The organism is Novosphingobium sp. TK46 (genome assembly GCF_055361525.1).
In genome coordinates, this window is sequence record NZ_CM143963.1 from 461,047 (window position 1) to 479,837 (window position 18,791).

General features: G+C 63.8%; 14 protein-coding genes. 4 read left to right on the top strand and 10 right to left on the bottom strand.

What is annotated here, in order from left to right:
• Positions 1–147: 147 nt before the first annotated feature.
• The 7 genes from ACXJ1Z_RS02115 to ACXJ1Z_RS02145 all read right to left on the bottom strand — a co-directional run bounded on the left by ACXJ1Z_RS02115 (position 148) and on the right by ACXJ1Z_RS02145 (position 8,391).
• Entirely contained in the window at positions 148–2,703 is a 2,556-nt protein-coding gene (locus tag ACXJ1Z_RS02115) for a TonB-dependent receptor plug domain-containing protein (protein WP_463779201.1), read from the bottom strand.
• Between the two features lie 89 nt (positions 2,704–2,792).
• Positions 2,793–3,737: an ABC transporter substrate-binding protein gene (locus ACXJ1Z_RS02120; protein WP_463779203.1), complete on the bottom strand. Its 945-nt coding sequence runs from the start codon at positions 3,735–3,737 to the stop codon at positions 2,793–2,795.
• 20 nt (positions 3,738–3,757) lie between these two features.
• Positions 3,758–4,846, bottom strand: coding sequence for an LLM class flavin-dependent oxidoreductase (locus tag ACXJ1Z_RS02125; protein WP_463779205.1), 1,089 nt, complete (start codon positions 4,844–4,846; stop codon positions 3,758–3,760).
• Positions 4,847–4,863: 17 nt separating this feature from the next.
• Positions 4,864–6,096 carry a rhodanese-like domain-containing protein gene (locus ACXJ1Z_RS02130; protein WP_463779206.1) on the bottom strand — a complete coding sequence of 411 codons (1,233 nt, stop codon included), beginning with the start codon at positions 6,094–6,096 and terminating at the stop codon, positions 4,864–4,866.
• Complete coding sequence (locus ACXJ1Z_RS02135) at positions 6,093–6,710, bottom strand: cysteine dioxygenase family protein (RefSeq protein WP_463779208.1); 618 nt, start codon at positions 6,708–6,710, stop codon at positions 6,093–6,095. The genes ACXJ1Z_RS02130 and ACXJ1Z_RS02135 overlap by 4 nt, the downstream gene beginning before the upstream one ends.
• Positions 6,707–7,546, bottom strand: a complete 840-nt coding sequence (locus ACXJ1Z_RS02140) for an ABC transporter ATP-binding protein (protein ID WP_463779210.1) — start codon at positions 7,544–7,546, stop codon at positions 6,707–6,709. Before ACXJ1Z_RS02140 ends, ACXJ1Z_RS02135 begins: the two co-directional genes overlap by 4 nt.
• 17 nt (positions 7,547–7,563) lie before the next feature.
• Positions 7,564–8,391 carry an ABC transporter permease gene (locus ACXJ1Z_RS02145; protein WP_463779212.1) on the bottom strand — a complete coding sequence of 276 codons (828 nt, stop codon included), beginning with the start codon at positions 8,389–8,391 and terminating at the stop codon, positions 7,564–7,566.
• Between the two features lie 269 nt (positions 8,392–8,660).
• Here ACXJ1Z_RS02145 and ACXJ1Z_RS02150 point away from each other — a divergent pair, with 269 nt between their 5' ends.
• From ACXJ1Z_RS02150 to ACXJ1Z_RS02165, 4 genes are all read left to right on the top strand, one after another.
• On the top strand, positions 8,661–9,494 hold the full coding sequence (locus ACXJ1Z_RS02150) for a LysR substrate-binding domain-containing protein (protein ID WP_463779213.1): 834 nt from the start codon (positions 8,661–8,663) through the stop codon (positions 9,492–9,494).
• 115 nt (positions 9,495–9,609) lie between these two features.
• Positions 9,610–10,287, top strand: a complete 678-nt coding sequence (locus tag ACXJ1Z_RS02155; protein WP_463779215.1) for a peroxiredoxin-like family protein — start codon at positions 9,610–9,612, stop codon at positions 10,285–10,287.
• A 189-nt stretch (positions 10,288–10,476) separates the two neighbouring features.
• Positions 10,477–11,814, top strand: coding sequence for an LLM class flavin-dependent oxidoreductase (locus tag ACXJ1Z_RS02160; protein WP_463779216.1), 1,338 nt, complete (start codon positions 10,477–10,479; stop codon positions 11,812–11,814).
• A gap of 287 nt (positions 11,815–12,101) precedes the next feature.
• Positions 12,102–12,722 (top strand): glutathione S-transferase family protein, encoded by a 621-nt coding sequence (locus ACXJ1Z_RS02165; RefSeq protein WP_463779217.1) that lies wholly within the window; start codon positions 12,102–12,104, stop codon positions 12,720–12,722.
• 10 nt (positions 12,723–12,732) lie between these two features.
• Here the strand turns inward: ACXJ1Z_RS02165 and ACXJ1Z_RS02170 are convergent, their stop codons facing one another.
• The 3 genes from ACXJ1Z_RS02170 to ACXJ1Z_RS02180 form a co-directional block, all read right to left on the bottom strand.
• Positions 12,733–13,707, bottom strand: a complete 975-nt coding sequence (locus tag ACXJ1Z_RS02170; protein WP_463779218.1) for an ABC transporter substrate-binding protein — start codon at positions 13,705–13,707, stop codon at positions 12,733–12,735.
• Positions 13,682–16,225, bottom strand: coding sequence for a TonB-dependent receptor plug domain-containing protein (locus ACXJ1Z_RS02175; protein WP_463779220.1), 2,544 nt, complete (start codon positions 16,223–16,225; stop codon positions 13,682–13,684). The genes ACXJ1Z_RS02170 and ACXJ1Z_RS02175 overlap by 26 nt, the downstream gene beginning before the upstream one ends.
• Positions 16,226–16,379: 154 nt before the next feature.
• Positions 16,380–18,719 (bottom strand): TonB-dependent receptor, encoded by a 2,340-nt coding sequence (locus ACXJ1Z_RS02180; RefSeq protein ID WP_463779222.1) that lies wholly within the window; start codon positions 18,717–18,719, stop codon positions 16,380–16,382.
• Positions 18,720–18,791 lie beyond the last annotated feature (72 nt).

Here is an 18,791-nt window from a genome sequence, read left to right on the forward strand (position 1 = left end):
CTCGACTAAGCCGGCTTCAAGCCAGTACAGTCCGCACCGTTTGGAATGGGCGCGATGTGGGCGCCTTCCGACGTCACTGCCCACAGTCGCGCCGGCTGCAGCACAACACTACCTCGTAATCTTCTCCCAAGGCACGCTGGCTTCGACTTAGAAGTCCACACCCACCCGTGCGTAATAGAATCCACCCGAGAGGCCGAACGGTGAGAACATACCGTAGTAGTTGATGCCCGTGTTAGCCTGTATCACGCCGATCGCGTCGGGGTAGGTGTCGAACAGATTGTTCGCGCCAACAGCGAGGTTGATCGTCGGGTTGAGCTGTACCGAGACATCGATGTCGGCGATCCACTTGGCGCCAAACGTACGGTCGTCGGCGGTTGAGGTGTTGCTACTGCCAGCCTCGGTGTAGCCGCCGAAGCGGGTACCGCGTAGGACCGTGTGCACTTTGCCAAGCGTCCAGTCGCCGGTGAGCACGACCTTGCTGCGCGGCGAAGCGCTGGTGATGTCGGTGCGTGCCTGGCGGCCGAACAGGATCGTGTTGCTGAGGTTTGCTGGGTTGGCGGCGATGTCGAGGATCTTCGTGCGGTTGTAACTGAAGGCTGCGCTCAGCCGGAATTTACCGATGTCGGCTGTGTCGAGCGTGTATTCGGAAACCACGTCGATGCCGCGCGTGCGGGTGTCGACGCCGTTGATAAAGAACTGCCCGCTGCTGATCCCTGGCACGCCGCGCGTCGCGAGGATCGCGGTCACGTCGGGGCTGGTGAGGATGGCCTTGGCCTCGGCGCTGTTGAGAATCTCGGTCTTTACGATCCGGTCCTTGATACGGATCTGGTAGCCATCCACGGTCAGACGGAACGGGCCGGATTCATACGTCGCGCCGGCAGTGAAGTTGCGCGACTTTTCCGGCGTCAGCGGCTTCGCGCCCAGGAACGCCGCGATCGGATCGCCGGGAGACAGGAACTTTACCAGCTGCGTCACCAGATCGCCATTGATGGTAACGCCGGTGTTCTGCGATGTCGAAAAGCCCTGTTGCGCCAGCGATGGCGCGCGAAAGCCGGTGTTGCCGCCGCCGCGCAACGCGAAGCCGGGTGCGATCTCATAGCGAGTGGAGAACTTGCCGCTGATAGTGTCGCCAGAGCTGTCGGTATAGTGTTCGGCTCTACCCGCGAAGCCGACGTACCAGCCCTTTGCCACATCGGCGCCGATGTCGGCATAGGCGGCGAAGTTGTTGCGGGTGAGCACGAAGGCGTCGGCAGGTGTGGTGCCAGTGAACGAGACCAGGCTCGCAGCAGGACGCTGGCCGCCGAACAGCAGCTCGAACGGAGTGGTGCCGACCGGAATGACGTAGCCGCCGTCACGATAGCTGTCAGGCTCGCCCGCCTTGTTCTGGTACCGCTCCCAGCGATGTTCAAGGCCAAGCGCCAGGGTGAGCGGTCCAGCAAGACCGATATCGAAGTTGCGGCTGAAATCCAGGTTGTTGACCCACTGCGTCGAGATCTGCGTGCCCATGTAGAAGCTGGTCTTGCTGGTCGGCCCCAGCGACGGGTTGAGCGTGTCTTCTGCGCCCAGCCGCACGTGGTCGCGACCATAAGTGCTGCTGAGATCGACGTCGAAGCCAAGCAGCTTGGTGCGCAAGCCCGCGGCAACCTGAAAGTCGATTTCCTTGATGCGTCGCTTGGCAAGGAAGCCGTCGGGGTAGAGTTCGGGCAGCGAGTTGATGTTGTTGGCGTTGAATTGGCCACGCCCATCGCGGATGTTACGGTAGCTGAGCGTACCGAAGCTGTAGAAGGTGGTGTCGCCACCCACCGGCATCTCGCCATTGTAGGTGCCGTTGACGATAACATCGCGATTGGTGCGGCCGTAGTTGCCGGCGCGATCACGATCGATGGTCCCCTCGCGGGGGTCGCGCGAGCCGTCGGCCAGTCGCGGATAGAGGTCGACCGCATCGGCGACGATCGCGCCCGAAGGCTTGGCGCGGTCGTGGTATTTGCCCTCTACTGCGAAGCGCACGAATCCATCACCGATATTGGTGCCATAACTGGCGGTCTGCTGCAGCAGAAGCGCGCCCTTGCTGTATTGTTGACCCACGGTGCTGGTCAGAGCGCCGCCATCGGGCCGGTCGTCGAGGATGAAATTGATCACGCCGGAAATCGCGTCCGAGCCGTACTGCGCCGCCGCACCGTCGCGCAGCACTTCGACCCGGCCGACCGCGTTCGTCGCGAGCAGGTCAAGGTCGGCCGGAGTGGAGCCGCCCGACACACGCGAAAGGTTGTTGATTAGGGAGGTCGTATGCCGGCGCTTGCCATTCACAAGTACGAGCACGTAGTCGCCGCTAAGGCCGCGGATCGAGATCGGCTTGGCGCTTGACGATGTACCGCCACCGGCAAGCGCCGGCATCGTCAGCGACGGCACGATGTTCGCCAGAATCTCCTTGAGGCCGGTGCGCCCGGTGGCCCGCAGCTCCTGTCCACCAATGACGTCGATAGGCACGGGACTATCGGCCACTGTTCGCGGCTGCGCCCCGCGAACCCCGGTGACGACGATCGCAGAGCCTTCACCCGCATCAGCGGAAGACCCATCGTCCGCTGCGGCCGCGGCGCTGCCCAAGGCCGATAGCGTATCGCTCGCCCATACCGGGGCGGTCATAGCCAGTGCGAGGCCCGCGCCGCCGGCCCGGATGCCCGCGCGTATCGCCTTGGTCTTCATGTCATACTCCCTGTCGCCCACAAGGCCGCCCCGGCCTTGCGGTGAAATCTATCGGATGTGCTGTGGTCGAGGTCGAACTTGCGCGGGTATCAGGCTGGCAACTTGACCAAGTCCGGCACGAAGGCTTGTGAAAGCGCCCGCTTCGCCGCAATCGCATCGGCATGCGCGAAAGTATCGAGCACCTCGCGCTGATCCTGGATGAGCGCACCGTCGATCGGCACAGGTTGACGCTGCCCCTTTTCGGCAACCCAGCGCGCGATCGACAGCGGCAGCCCGGTCTCCTGCGCCAGGACCTTGCTATAGGCATCGACGTGCCCCGCCGCCCAGGTGAGCGCCCTTACCTCCCGCGTGAGGAAATCGCCCAGGATGTCTCGCTTGTCGGCAATCGCGGTGATGTTGGCGACCTCGAAGCCATAACCGTCGACATAGGCGTTGCCCTCGACCACGACGCGCCCGCCCTGCTCCAGCGCGAGCGGAATGTACGGTCCCCAGGTTGACCAAGCCGCGACCGAACCGGCCGCCAGTGCCGCCGCCGCGTCGCTCGGCGAGAGGAAGACGATGTGCACCGCGTCGTTCGGCCACCCCGCCCGCTGCACCGCGCGCAGGATCAGATAATGACCGATGCTACCGCGCCCGGTGGCGATCGCCTTACCGCGCAAGTCCTCCCACCGGCGCGCTGGCGATCCCTTGGCGACGACGATGCCGAGCGCCCCGGTCACCCGGCTGTCGCTTCGCTGCGCGGCTACCGCCTGGATCGGGCTGCCCGTCTGGTAGGCGAACTGGAACGGCGCGTCGCCGACCAGGCCGACGTCGATGGCATTGCTGCCAAGGGCCTCAAGCAGGTTTTGCGCCGCCGGGAACTCTGCCCATTCGACCGCATAGCCGATGCCGTCGAGTACGCCGGCGGACAGCATCAGCGATTTGGTGCCGCCCTTCTGACTACCGACGCGCAAAACCTTGCCGCCGCCACGACCACAAGCGGCAAGCGTCAGCGAGGCCATCGAGGCAGCAAGGAAGTTCCGACGGCGAATCATGGGCAGTTCCAGTGCCGCTCTCAACCGGCGAGCGCGATAGGCTGACCGATGCGCTCTGCCACCCTGGCGCGGACCAGCGGGATCAGTTCGCGGCCATAGTCGATCGCGTCGGCCAGCGGCTCGAACCCACGGATCAGGAAATGATCAATGCCCAAGTCATAATATTCGAGCATGCTCTCAGCGACCTGCTCGGGTGTGCCGACGAGGCCGGTGCTGTTACCCGCCGCGCCGGTAAGCGCGGCAACCCCGGTCCACAGACGCGAGTCACGGCGGCCGCTTTGTGCAGTTTCGAGCAGGCGCAGCGAACCTGCATTGGGCGGCTGGTGCCCGGAAGTCGGGAGACCGGCCGCTTCGCGGTTCGCGCGGACACGCTCGACGATGGCGTCGGCTTTCTTCCAAGCCGCCTCCTCCGTATCGGCAATCACCGGGCGCAGCGAAAGCGAGAAGCCGGGGTTGCGGCCAAAGCGCGCAGCGGAACGGCGGACCTGACGCACCGCGTCGCCGACTTGCTCGAGCGTCTCGCCCCACAACGCGTAGATGTCCGCATGGCGGCCGGCGACGTCGATCGCCTCGGGCGAGGAGCCGCCAAAGAAGACCGGCAGGTTCTGCGGCTTGATCGAGCTGAAGGCGCCACGCGCCTCGTACCACGTTCCCTTGTGATTAAATGGCTCGGTGGCGGTCCATTCCCGGCGCAGGATGTCGAGATACTCGTCAGTACGGGCGTAGCGCTCGGCTTTGTTCGGGCCAACGTCGCCGTCTCGCGCCATTTCTTCGTCAGCGCCGCCAGTGATGATGTGCACGGCAATGCGCCCACCAGAGAGCTGATCCAGCGTTGCCAGCTGACGCGCGGCAAGTGTCGGCTGGGTGAAGCCGGGCCGGTGAGCGACGAGGAAGCCAAGCTTGCTGGTCAACGCCGCAGCATGAGCCGCGACGATCTGGCTTTCGGGCGAGTTCGAGCCGAACGGGATCAGCACGCGATCGAAGTCACCCTCTTCCTGCGCCTTGGCAGCGGCATTGACGTAGTCGAGGTCGAGGCCGCGCGATCTCACGCCATTGTGCACCTCCGAGGTGTTGTTAAAGCCGATGTAACCGATGAACTTGACGGACATGAGTGTCCTCCTGGATGTCAGATGACGAAAAAGCCGTGGGTGCCATCGCGCGCGAGTTGCGCGACAAGGCCGTATTCCCAATTGAGGTAGGCCTGCATGGCGGCCTGTGCGTTATCGGTACCCTCGTACGGGCGCTTGTAGCGGCCTTCGGGACCGCGGGCTGGCGGGGCAGTGTCACCACCGGTATCGAGTTGACCGGCGAAATCGTGGTCGAGCACCAGTACCTCCCATCCTAGCTGCGCCAGCCACGAAGCGGTCATATCAGCGCGTGAGCCGAGGTCGTCGGCGAGAACGATACGGGCTCCGCGCACGGGCGCGAAGTGATCGGTCTCCTGCACCAGCTGGCCGCCCGGGGCATTGCGGAAACCAGGCAAGTGCCCGGCCGCGTAGTCGGCGGGTTGGCGCACGTCGAAGCAATAGAGGGTGCGGGCAGCGTCCCGTTGCAAGTGCGCAAGCTCAACGTCCGAGATGCGCCGCACACCAGCGCGATAGGCGACGTCGCGAGCCCGGTGCCGGGCGATATCGATATCTTGGGCGGCATGTCCCTTGACGCTTTCCTGCCGCCCGTTCGCAAGCTGCTGCCCGGCGAGCGTCCACCCGATCGTGCCGTTGCGCAGCGCGAAGATCCGGTTCGGCAACCCGGCGTTGATCAGCGACTGGGTACCGATGATGCTTCGGGTGCGGCCGGCGCAATTCACGATGATCGTGGTGTCCGGATCGGGCGCGGCAAGCGGCGCGCGCAGTACCAGCTCGGCTCCAGGCACGCTCTGGCCGCTCGGGATGCTCATCGTTGCGTATTCATCGAAGCGGCGTGCGTCGAGAATGGCGATGTCGGCCTTCTGGTCGATCAACGCCTGGACGTCGGGCGCGGGCAGCGAGGGCGTGTGCCGGCGATGCTCGACCAGTTCGCCGAATGCCTTGGAATACGAGTTAACATCCTCAAACACTTCGTAACCGGCCTCGCGCCAGCCGGCGAGACCGCCCGCGAGATCGTCGACGTTGGTAAAACCGAGTTCACGCAGCTCAGCCAGTGCCTGGACGGCCAGCCCCTCGCCAGCGTCATAGACGACGATCCGCGTGTCCTTGCGCGGAATGCGCCAGGGCGCCTCGACCGCGACCCGGCGCAGCGGCAGCTGTGCGGCAAACAGCGGATGACCAAGCGCAAACTCGGCTTCCTCGCGCACGTCGAGCAGGGCGATTTCCTCGCGCGCGAGAAGCGCGCTGCGGATGTCTTCGGGGCGTGTGGTCATGCCGTTCTCGATCGGTCCCAAAGGTTGGGCAGGACATCGTTCGCATAGCCGGAAATGAAGCGCCTGGGCGATCCCGCTGCGTCGAAGGTCGCGCGTTCGACCGCGCCGATGTTGCCTCCATAAACGTGGATCGATACCGATACCCCGTCCTTTCGCGCGTTGCTGACGCGGTGAATGTCACCCTTGCGCGGGCTCAGCACTTCCACTTCGCCCTGGTTGAGGATGGCGCTTTGCCCGACCTGTTCGAGCCCACGGCCTTGGCGGCACCGATAGTTCTCGACCTGTTCGGCCCCGCGCAGCACGCCGACGAGGCCCCATACACGGTGATCATGCACCGGCGTGCCTTGCCCTGGTCCCCATACGAACGAAACAACGCTGAACCGCTCGCGACTATCGCAATGGAGCAGGTACTGCCGGTAACCCTCCGACGAAGAGCGGGCGAAAACATTGGGCAGCCAGTCGTCATGCGCGACGAGGCCCTCCAGCAGCAGGGCGCCAGCCTCGAGCAATTCGCCCTCAGGTGGCGTGGCGGCGACGAGTTCGGCCAGGCTCGTGATAAAGCCGCGCAGTCGCTCGATCCGCACCGGCGCTTCGATCTTCGTCTGCGCGTTCACGTGATTGCTTCGATATTCTGCGGAAACGGGATGACACTGGCGTGGCCGACATTGCCGCCCAAGCGGCCGAGCAGGCGCTGACGTAGACCCCGAGCTACGTCGCCGCGCTCACCACGATCGGCAGAGATGCGTTCCTCGGCGACGATCCGGCCGCCGTCGAGGACGAGCACCCGGTCCGCCAATGCGATCGCTTCATCTACGTCGTGCGTAACCATGAGCACCGCGGGCCGGTGCGCGCGCCATAAGCTGAGCACGAGTTCGTGCATTTTGAGCCTGGTCAATGCATCGAGCGCGGCGAAGGGTTCGTCGAGCAGCAGCAACTTGGGCTCGCGCACCAGCGCGCGGGCAAGCGCGACACGCTGCGCTTCGCCGCCCGACAGCGTAAGCGGCCAGGCGTCGAGGCGATGACCAAGGCCCACCTCGCGCAGGGCGCCTTCCGCCTTGACCCGCACACGCGCCGACAAATCGCGTACGCCTAGCGCGACGTTGCGCCAGACCTTCTTCCAGGGAAGCAGCCGCGCATCCTGGAATACCACCGCTCGTGAGGTGGGGATTGTCACGTCCTGGCCTTTAGCGTCATCGAGCCCGGCAAGCGTGCGTAAAAGCGTCGTCTTGCCTGAGCCCGAGCGGCCAAGCAGCGCCACGAACTCACCCTCGGCGATCTGCAGATCGAGATTGGCGATGATGGTGTTGGCCCCGAAGGTGCGGTTGAAGCCGGCGAGCTTCACGACCGGATCGACTATCGAAGAGGGTCTGATCTCGTCCCGCGGCGCGGATGCCCGAGCGTTGCTCAGATTGGCGGGATGTTCGGCGAAGAAGGATAGGCGCGCGTCCATGGTCTTCCTTTCGAAGGTCACTGACTGACGAGGCTGGGACGCCAGGCAAGTGCGCGGTTTTCAAGGATCCGCACGAGCCAGTCGGCACCAAGCCCGAGGATGGCGTAAACGATCAGGCACACCACGATGATGTCGGTGCGCATGAAGTCGCGGGCGTTGTTGATGAGGTAGCCGAGGCCTGCCGAGGCATTGATCTGCTCGGCGACGACCAGCACCAGGATCGCGATCGACAACGAATAGCGCAGGCCGACCAGCAGCGACGGCAAGGATCCGGGCAAGATGACGTGCCAGATCAACTCCGATCGGCTGAGCCCGAAACTACGCGCGCCCTCGACTAGACGCACGTCGACGCTGCGGATGCCGCTGTAGAGATTAAGATATATTGGAAACATCGAGGCGAACGCGATAAGGGCGATCTTCGGAGTCTCGCCGATGCCAAACCAGACGATGAACAGCGGCGTCAACGCGAGGGTCGGGATCGTCCGCTTGATCTGCATGAGAGGATCGACCGTCACCTCGCCCTTCCGAGACAAACCGGCGACGAGCGCCAGCAGCAGGCCCGCGGTCACACCAATGGCAAGGCCAGCCAGCACACGCATCGTGGACACCAGCAAATTGCTCGGCAACTCGCCGGTGGCGATCATACCCAGCAAGGTAGTCAAAACTGACGAGGGCGCCGCCAACGTTCGCTCCGGGATCAACCCGCTGCGCGAGCCCAGTTCCCACAGGACGAGGAGAATGGCGGGCGACAGCCAGCGCGATTGGCCGAGGCCGGCGCCGATCTTTTTGAAGCGACCGCCAATGTCAGGCTTTTGGCGCAGTGGAATGTTGAGACCGGTTGTCATGCACACAAGGCACCACAGATTACTCTACCACGGCAATTGAGTTATTCCGGTTTGGCATATGAGCAATCCTCATAGTGAAGGTTCTGCGTAGCGATTCTCCGGCAAAACAGGCGGAAAGCAGGACAATCATCGAACGATGAGCAAAGCGATAGGTTTGCTATTGTGCGACGAATATCTATTAATTTGCTTGAGAATACGGCGAAATGCGAGAGTAGGTCGAAGCGCAGCCCCGCACCACCTGTCGACCTCCCATCGAAGAGTCCGAACCGATGCCCGTGAACTTGCCTACCAATCTCCTGCGAAGCTTCGTCGCGATCGTCGACACCGGATCGATGCTGAACGCCTCCGAGCGGGTATTCGTCACCCAGTCGGCGCTCAGCTTGCAGATCAAGCGGCTGGAAGAACTGCTGCAGCAAAGCTTGTTCCACCGCGAGGGTCGGCGCCTGTCGCTGACTTCGGCAGGCGACCTGATGCTCGACTACGCGCGTAAGGTTCTGGTGCTACACGACGAGGCGGTGTCAGCTGTATCCGCCGGGCAATTCTCCGGTCCTGCGCGCATCGGCATGGTACAGGATTATGCCGAGATGATGCTTTCGGGCCTGCTCGCGCGTTTTGCGGAGTTGCACCCCGACGCACAGATCTACTCGCGGATCGCCGGTACGGCCGAATTGCTCTCGTTGCTTGAGAACCGCCAGCTCGACATCGTGCTGGGCTTCGCCGCCAACAACGATCCCAACGGCATCACCACCGCGCCAATGTCGTGGTACGGCAAGCCCGAACTGCTCGCCAACAGCACCATTCCGCTCGCGGTGCTGGAGACGCCGTGCCGCTTCCGCGAAGCGGCGATCCGAGCGCTGGAGGATGCCGGGCGCTCCTATCGCATTACCGTGGAGACGCCCAACCTCACTACCTTGCGCGCTGCGGTCACAGCCGGGCTCGGCATCACCTGCCGGACGCACTTGTTCTCCCAGGACGAACCCCTCGACGCGCCCGAGTTGCCGGCGCTGCCGCGCGTTTCCTGCATCTTGCAGACCGCACCTTCGCTAGCCAACGCCACAGCCAGGCTGGCAGAACTCGCGCGCGAGACCATCGGTACGCTCTGACCGTCACGGCGATCAGCTTCGCATATTGCGAAGTTCAATGGTTTGGTAGCTCAAACTCAATGTCCGCGTATCCAGTGATCGTCCAAAAGTCGCTTTCGCCTTTCAGGAGATCACCATGAGCAACCCGTCGTTGCGCGAACGCTTCGCAGAGCTTCAGGCCGAACGTGAGCGAACGTGGACACCCGAGCAACTCGAGCGCAACGCCCATCAGCGGCGCATATTGGTGGAACGTCATGCCGCTCTCGCGCAGCTGAAGCCCGGTACCACACTGGCGCCTTTTGCCCTTATCGACCAAGACGGCGCCAAGCTGACGAGCGAAGCGCTGACCGCAAGCGGACCGGCGGTTCTGGTGTTTTTCCGCTTCGGCGGCTGCCCTGCGTGCAACCTTGCCCTGCCTCATTACAACCGGACATTGTGGCCGCAATTGCGCAAGGCCGGGATCCCGCTGGTTGCGGTGAGCGCGCAGCTTCCGGTCGATCTCTCGATCATCGAGCGGCACGGCCTCGGCTTCATCGTCGCGGGTGATCCCGACTACGCTCTCACCCGCTCGCTCGGCATCACCTTCCTGCCCGAGGAACAGCCCGCAGTGGTGCCGGGTGAGGACTGGATAGGCGCCAAGCTGGGAACCAACAGCTATGAAATCGCCCAGCCCGCCGTGCTCATCCTCGACCAAGGCAACGTGGTGCGCTGGTTCGACGTCAGCCCCGACTGGCTGATCCGCAGCGAGAGCGATACGATCCTCGCACAGCTGTCAGAAGTCACCGCCGTGATCGATGCTAAGGAAGCGGCCTGACAGCATCCAGCCTTTCGTCGTGCGACCCTGAGACTCATGCTGGGCCGGCGCTGTCGGTCCAGCCCTTTTTCGTGCGGGTCCGATTTGGTCCCATTAGGATTGCTGTCCTGCTTATTGCAACAACGCGTTCGATGCGCCGTCCTTCGCGGCCTAGACCTTGGTGCAACCTTTCGCAGACGGACATGCACGATGACCAAGGCACGCAAGATCAAGCTCGGTTTCATCCTTCACGGTGTAGGCCGGACCTGGAACGACTGGCGCCATCCCGATCGTGACATCAATGCCAGCACCAACTTCGCCTACTACCGAGAGCAGGCGCAGCTTGCCGAAAACGGCAAGTTCGACTTCCTGTTCGTTGCTGACAGCCTCTCGATCACCGAAAAGTCCAGCCCCCACTATCTCAATCGCTTCGAGCCGATCACCATCCTCTCCGCGCTCGCCGGAGCCACTTCGCACATCGGGCTCGTGGCGACGCTGACGGTGAGTTATTCCGAACCTTTCAACGTGGCCCGCCAGTTCGCTTCGCTCGATCACATCAGCGGTGGGCGCGCCGGTTGGAACGTCGTCACCTCTTGGCTGGGCGACACTGCGGCGAACTTCTCGAAAACCGAGCATCCCGCCCATGACGTGCGCTATCGCATCGCTGCCGAGTACCTGGACGTCGTTCAGGGCCTCTGGGACAGCTGGGAGGATGACGCCCATGTGGCGGACAAGGACAGCGGCGTCTTCGTCAATCCCGACAAGTTGCACCGCCTCGATCACAACGGGGAATACTTCCGGGTACGCGGTCCACTGAACATCAAGCGCGGCCCTCAGGGCCAACCCGTGATCTTCCAGGCCGGCGCTTCTTATGACGGGCGCAACTTCGCAGCGCGGCGTGCCGACGCCATTTTCGCTCCGGCTGCGACTTATGAGGAGGGTCTTTCCTACTACTCCGACGTGAAGGAACGTGCGGCCAGCTTCGGCCGCGATCCCGAGCAGTTGCTGGTCCTCCCCGGTATTACTCCGATCGTCGGCGAAACTGACGACGAGGCAGAAGCTAACTATCGCGAACTCGCCCGACTGGAGTCGCTCGAGACAGGTCTCGGCTTCCTGTCACGTAGCTTCAACGATCACGATTTTCGCCAGTATGATCTCGACAGCCCGTTCCCGGACGTCGAGCACATCGGTCTGAACAGCCAGCAGAGCGCCACCAAACGCATCCTTGAGGAAGTGCGTGGTGAGAATCTGACGCTGCGCCAAGTGGTCGAGCGCCTCTCCGCCCCACGCGGAGCCTTCGTCGGCTCACCGGAAAAGATCGCGAACGAACTGCAGCGCTGGTTCGAAGATCATGCGGCAGACGGCTTTGTCATCTTCGAGGCACTTCCAGGCCAACTCGCCCTGTTCGTGGAGAAAGTCGTACCAATCTTGCAGGCCCGCGGGCTCTTCCGCGACGATTACGAAGGCGTAACCTTCCGCGATCGGCTGGACTTGCCCAAGGCCGCAAATCGCTACACCGAAGCGCGCGCGGCGCGTTCAGCGGCCTGACCCCCCGGGAGACGGCGTGAGCCTCGCGAATGCCTGCCGACACGCCGCATGACTGACAGTGTGTCGTTTGCCACTCGCTTCGGCGAAGCGGAGGACTTACATCGTATATCCGACCGCGCTACTCGTCGATCGGCCGTATCGTCAAAGCGGGGGCAATTGCGGGCGCGCGGGTTCCACGCTTCGCCACAAGGTGCTGCCATCGGCGGCGCTGTCATGGCCGCAGGCGGCGGGTCCGCCAACGTGATCCACTACTGACCGCCCGGACAATCAGCCAAGGACAGTGACGCATGAAACTCTATGCCAGTGCCCCTTCCCCCTTCGCCCGCAAGGTCCGCATCGCCCTGATCGAGCTTGGCCTGGCTGATACGGTGCAATTGGTGCCGACCGTGCCGCTGGAGGATCCGGACTTTCGCAGGATCAACCCGCTTGGCAAGATTCCCACGCTTGTCCTGGACGACGGGACAGTGATCTACGATAGCCTCGTGATCGTTGATTGGCTGGACGCCCACGTTGGCGGTAATCGGTTGATCCCGAGCGGTCCACACGCCCGCAATGCCGAACTGAAACGCCACGCGCTCGCCAACGGCATCATCGAGGCCGCATTTTCCATCACTTCCGAGTTGCGCCGCCCACAGCCGGAGCGCTCAGCCTCGTGGATAGCCCGCTGGTCGGAGGCGATCGAGACGTCCGCGCGGATTTTGCCCGGTCAACTCGACGGCGATTTCACCCTGGCAAACATAACCGCCGCGGTGGCCGCCGACTACGTTTCCTTCCGCCTCCATGCCCTAACCCTCGACATCGCGCCATTGGCCGCTTGGCGCCACGCGCTCCGCCCCAGGCCCAGCCTGGAACTCACCGCGCCGAACCGCGAACTCGACGCGGCTGCGGACGCCCCGGCACAGGCGTAAGCACAGGGCGCTAAGCCTGCAGCAGTCCCGGCTCCACCAGCGCCGCGACATCGACGCGTCGCGGAAGCACGCGGTAAGGATCGTGGAACCTGTCGGCAGCGCGTTGAAGTGCCGCTACGAACGCCGCATCGGGCTGCTGCAGCCCTGGATTTTCACGCGAGACCACAATCTGGGCGATCGCGGGATCCATGCCCGTCTGCTTGGCATAAAGGTCGGCATAAGCGCCCAGGTTCCGATGCGACCAAATGCCAGCGCGCTGGGCGCGACCTAGATAGTCGATGATCGACTTGCGCTTGGCCGGGTTGGCGATGGCCGCCTCGGAGACGGCAATGATCGAATAGCCCGGCCCGATCCCGGCGCCATCGCGGATCACGCGGGCGCCGTCAGCCTCAGCGCGCGCCTGGTACGTGCCGAATGTCGCCCAGGCAGCGATCTGGCCGGTGGCGAAGGCGGCCGCAGCATCGTTGGGCAGCATAAAGCCAATCTTTACCGACGAAATGGGCACCTTGTCCTCGGCCAGCGCTTCAAGCAGCAGGTATTGCGAAATACTGCCCCGCGCGCTTGAGACGATGACGCTCTTGCCCGCGAGGTCCGCCACCGTACGGATCGGCGATCCCTTGGGCACGATGATCGCCATCGCCCGTGGGAGACCCTTGTTGACCGCAGCGATCTTGAGCCGGCAGCCGGCGGCGGCGGCAAGGATAACCGGCAGGTCACCCGCCGGCGCGGTGTCGACCGCACCGGCGTTCAGCGCCTCCAGCAAGGGTGCAGCGCCGGGAAAGTTGGCCCACGTTATGCCGTAGGGCACCTTTTCGAGCTGGCCTGCGGCGCGCAACCGGGTCTCGCCGAGATGGACCTGATCGCCCAGAACAAGGTCGCCGCTTCCCGTTTTGCCCGTGCACGCATCGAGCAGAGGAAGCAGCGCGAACGCGGCAGCACCGCTCAGGAATGTGCGACGATCAGAAGCTGACGGCAAGTCGACCATAATAGTATCCACCCGCAGGATTGAAGGGAGACGGGCCATAATAGCCCTGCCCGGTTTGCGGGCTGCCCGGACCGTTCGTCTCGGGACGCACGTCGAACACGTTGGTCGCGCCGACCTGCAACGTCGCGAACTTTGTGACCGCCAGCGAAGCGTTGACGTCGGTGATCCACTTGGCGCCGAAGAAGCGATCGTCCCCGGCCGCGGTGCGCTGGGTATACTTGCCATAGCGCGTGGTGGTGAGCGAGAAGCCGAACACGCTTTTGGTCCAGTTGCCGTTCAACACCAGCTTGGTGCGTGGATTGATCACCTCCAGTTCGCCGATGCGGTCGCCGCCGAAGAATGCCGAGCCAGGACCGAGCAGCGACGCCCCGTCGGCGCCGATCAACTGCGCGGGGATGTCCGGCAGCTTGTCGACCTTGGTCTTGCTATAGTTGAATGCCGCATTGAAATTCAGCTTGCCGATGGCGCCGGGCGACACCGTCCAGTCCGCCACCACGTCAAGGCCGCGCGTTGAACTGTCGACGGCGTTGAAGAAGTATTCCGCCTGCTCGATCCCGCTCAAACCGCTGGCGTTCAGGATCGCGGTGATGCCCGGCCCGAACAGGCGGCCGGTGCGCTCGATCCGGTTCTTGATCTTGATGTAGTAGCCGTCTGCGGTGATGCTCAGGTTCGACGCCGGTGTCAGCACCAGCCCGGCGCCGGCATTCCAGCTGCGCTCCGACTTCAGGTGCCTGGCGCCGAGCAGCGCGCCCACCGCGGAGTCGGGCGTGACCAGCTTGGCCACGGTAGGGGTGGCCTCTGTCAGACCGGTGGCCGGATTCAGGACGAGAGCTGTGCGTCCGTCGGTCTGGGCATAGGCGGATTGAGTCAGTGACGGCGCGCGAAATCCGGTGCCGATCGTGCCGCGAACGGCAAGCGCCGGGCTCACCTCGAAGCGGCTGTTGAGCTTCAGGCCCACCGGGCTTCCTGAACCGTCGCTATAATGTTCGGCACGCACCGCCGTGCCGATGTACCAGCTGTCGAGCGGGTAGATGCCAAGGTCGACATAGCCGGCATAAACCCGCCGGGCGGCATCTGCCTGGTCGGCGGGCGATAGCACGATGGCGCCTTGCACCACCGGCGAAGCGGCGACACCGACATTCCAATCATACTGCTGGTCGCCCTTCTGGATGACGTAGCTGGCCGGCGTATAGGCCAGCGGATCGCCCGCGAGTGTACGGAAGCGGTCGAGCCGGTACTCCGCACCGAACGAGACCTGGATTGGACGTGCCAGACCCAGGTCGACCTCGCGCGTTACGTCTAGGTTATGGGTCCACTGCGAGAATTCGAAATTGGCGAGATTGGGCCATTCGGTCGGGCTGGTCGGCCCCAGGGAAGGCCGGATCGTCAGCTTCGAGAACTGCCGGCTACGATTGCGCCCATAGCTGCTCGACAAGTCGACGTGCCATCCTCCGAACTCGCCACGGCCGCCGAAGACGAATTGGAGATCGGTCTCGTCGATGTTGTTGAGCGGATAGTATCCGTCTGGAAAAAGCACGGTGAAATTGGCGTTCCCGTTCGGCCGCCGCAAGTTATTGCCGATTTGCACGTCGCGGTCGCCATACGTCGCAAAGGAGTAGAGCGTCACCTGGCTGCTGAGCGCAAGCTCGGCGTTGTACGACAGGTTGAAGGCCTTCACTTCCGGGTCGCCATTATGCGCGCCGTCCTGGTCCCAGGCCGCGTTGCGCGCAGCGGCTGCAGCGCTGTTGGCCTGGACCTGCGCGGCGGTCAGGCCAGCGCTCGCCCCCACCTGCGCGACGCTGCGGGTGCTGGGGCGTCCATATAGGTTGGTGTCGGTGGCCGGCAAGTTCCACCAATTGCCGCCACGCCTGCGCACATCCGCGCTCAGCCGAATGAAGCCAGCGTCGCCCAGCTTGGTGCCGTAGCCGACTTGCCCTTGCCAACTGTCGCGGTCGCCATTGCCGTTGTACTGGGTGCCATACCGCACGCTCGCGTCAAAACCCTCCGACTTGTCGAGCTGGATGTTGATGACGCCGGCGATCGCGTCCGTGCCGTATTGCGCCGCGGCGGAATCCTTCAGCACTTCGATGCGCCCGATCGCACTGGCCGGGATGAGGTCGAGGTCGACCGGGTTCACCCCGCTGGAATCGGTTGGGGCGTTGGTCAGGAACGCGCTGTTGTGGCGTCGTTTGCCGTTGACGAGCACCAGTGTGTAGGCTGGGCTGAGGCCACGGTTCGTCACCGGGCGCACCACTGAGAACACGCCCGCGTTCGTCGCCCCGAAGTTGAGTGAAGGCAGCAGCTTCGTCAGCGCCTCGCCAAACTCGGCCGAACCCGTGCCGGCAAGCTTCTCGGCCCCGACCACGTCGATCGGCGCCGGGCTTTCCGCTACCGTTCGAGGAGGGCCTCCGCGTACGCCGGTGACGACGATGGCGTCGCTCGCTCCGCCTTCGTCCGCCGGAGCAATAGCGGCCGGTGCGCCACCGTCCGCGGCATGCGCCGTGCCTCCAATGATCAAGGCTGCCGTACCGCTGCCGACGAGCCAAATATTCCGGAGCGCCCGCACCGCCATCATGTCTATCCTGTTAGTTGAGTTAACGCCGACTAGGCGGGGTGGTGGGCGCCGGCTAACGAGCTTTCACATCCGAGCCTTGAGTTGCGCCAATAAGCGATCAGCTGCCCAGCCGTGTACGCAGGGTCACGCCGAACAGCCGCGATTCACCCAAAGATACGAAGGTGACGCCGAACTGCGAACTGACCGAGGCGGTATTGAGGTAATCCTTATCGAGCAGGTTGCGCGCCCAGGCCGACACATCCCAGCGCCCGTTCGCCGCGCGCACGCCCAGGTGCGCGCCGAAAAGCGCATAGCCGGGGATCCGCGCGAAAGGATCGAGGTTGACCACGGCGTTGAAGCTGGAACGATAGCTGGCGTCACCACCAAGGTAGATTTGCGTTGGACCTGCATTGTGGACGTATTCGGCGGTACCTGACAGCGACCACTTGGGCGTGCCCGCAGCGCGTTTGCCAGAGAGGTCGACAGTGCCCACGACAGAGTTCAGGTACTGTGCCGGCGCGTTAGGATAGCGGCGATAGCGCGCGTCGTCGTAAGTTCCGGCGAGCGTTAAGGATAGCCCTCGCAGCGGTGTGGCTCTCGCGTCGAATTCGACACCACGCGAACGCAGGCTGCCGACGTTGGCTATGTACGAGACGATCGGGGCGACATCGCGGTTGACGAAATTGGCCTGGTAGTTCGCCACGTCCGTCCAGAACAAAGCCAGGTTCAGCTCGGCGGCGCCGCCCGGCACCCGGCTCTTGAGGCCAAGTTCGTAGGCGTCCACTTTTTCCGACCGGACGAAAATGTCGATGCCGGGCTGCTGGCGCACCAGGTTGATCCCGGGCGACTTGTAGCCACGTGAGTAGCTGGCGTAGCTGTGCACGTCGTCGGTCAGGTCATAGGCTGCGATCAGTGTGCCCGAAATATTATCGGTATCGCGCCTGGCGGTGTAGGTTGAGGTTGGCGCCAGCGCGTCGCGCCGCGCGGCGATCGCCGGGCGTATGGCCAACGCGAAGGTGGCAAGCGGGGCGACATCGCCGCGCGCGTCCGCATCGTAAAGGCCCGTCTTTCGCTCGTACGTGTAGCGCAGCCCTCCGGTGAGGCGGAACACCGGTGATAGGTTCCACGTCGCCTGGCCGTAGGCGGCGTAGCTCTTCGTGGCGGGGACGACGTGAGCGTAGGCCTCCAGCCCTTCTAGCGCTGCGGGCGGCAGCACGAGACCGGCGCCGACGCCGCTCGGAACCCGGTTGGGCACGGCGCTCGGGGTATTGCCGGTGACCAACCAGCCCACCGCATCCCGGCCATAGACCTGACGTGAGGCATCATCCGCCTCCTGCCAGAAATAAAAGAGACCGGCGGTATAGTCGATCGTGCCGCCACCCGGCGAGGTCAGACGCAGTTCCTGACTGAACTGCTGCTGGTCGGTTTCAACGACGCTCTGGACGATGACATTGGCGCCGAACTGGTCCCCGTCGTAGTTGGGTATCCACTTCCAGTTGCGATAGGCAGTGATGGACGTGAACGTAAACGGACCTGTGTCCCAGTCTGCGCGGGCCTGGAAGCCATAGCTCGGCATCTTGTCGCGCTGCGAGCTGTCGATGTCGGTCTCACGATCGAAGGGGTCGAACGATCCGGGAACGTAGCCGACATCGGCAGCGCGGCGGTAGAATCCCCGCACCTCGGTCCCGTTGGCCAGAGCCGTCGGCAACACGCCGCCGATACTCTGAAAACCGACGTCGCCCTTCTGGATGCTGTAGTCGGCAATGAACCGCAGCTTGAAGTCCGCTTTCGGCTTCCACAGCAGGTCGAACCGCGCGGAGTGGTTGTCGAGGTTGTCCCAATCCTCGTCATAGCGGGTGTTGTGGATCAGGCCCGAGCGCGAAGTACGCAAGTACGTCGCGCGGAACGCCAGCGTGTCGCCAAGCGCGGCATTGGCGCTCACGCTGACGCGTACGTAGTCCTTGTTGCCGTACGTCGCCTCGCCCCGCAACTCGGTGTCGAACTCGGGCTCGCGGGTGCGGATGTCGAGCGCACCGGCTACGGTGTTCTTGCCGAACAGCGTACCTTGAGGTCCGCGCAGCAGCTGGATGCTCTCGATATCGACGAGATCGGTGATGACCGACCCAGTGCGCGGGCGATAGACGCCGTCAACGTAGATGCCGACGCCTTGCTCCAGCCCGTCATTGGTGCCGCCCGAGTTGGTGCCGACGCCGCGGATGGTGATCGTCTGGTTGCGACCACTGAAACCTTGAATATTCAGGCTGGGGAGCTGCTGCACCACCTGCTTGATGTTGAACGCACCTTGCGCCGACAGGCGCTCGCCGGGAAGCGCAGAGATCGCGATCGGCACGCGTTGCGCGCTCTCGTTGCGGAAGCGCGCGGTGACGACGATGTCATCGACGGGAGCTGCAGCCCCGACATCATCAGCGGCCAGAGCTGGCGCCGATGCCAGCGCCACGCCAAGCGCGAGGCTGGAAGCCGCTGGCGATGGCGACAGCAGAAAAGATCGCGCAGAAATCATGGATCGCCC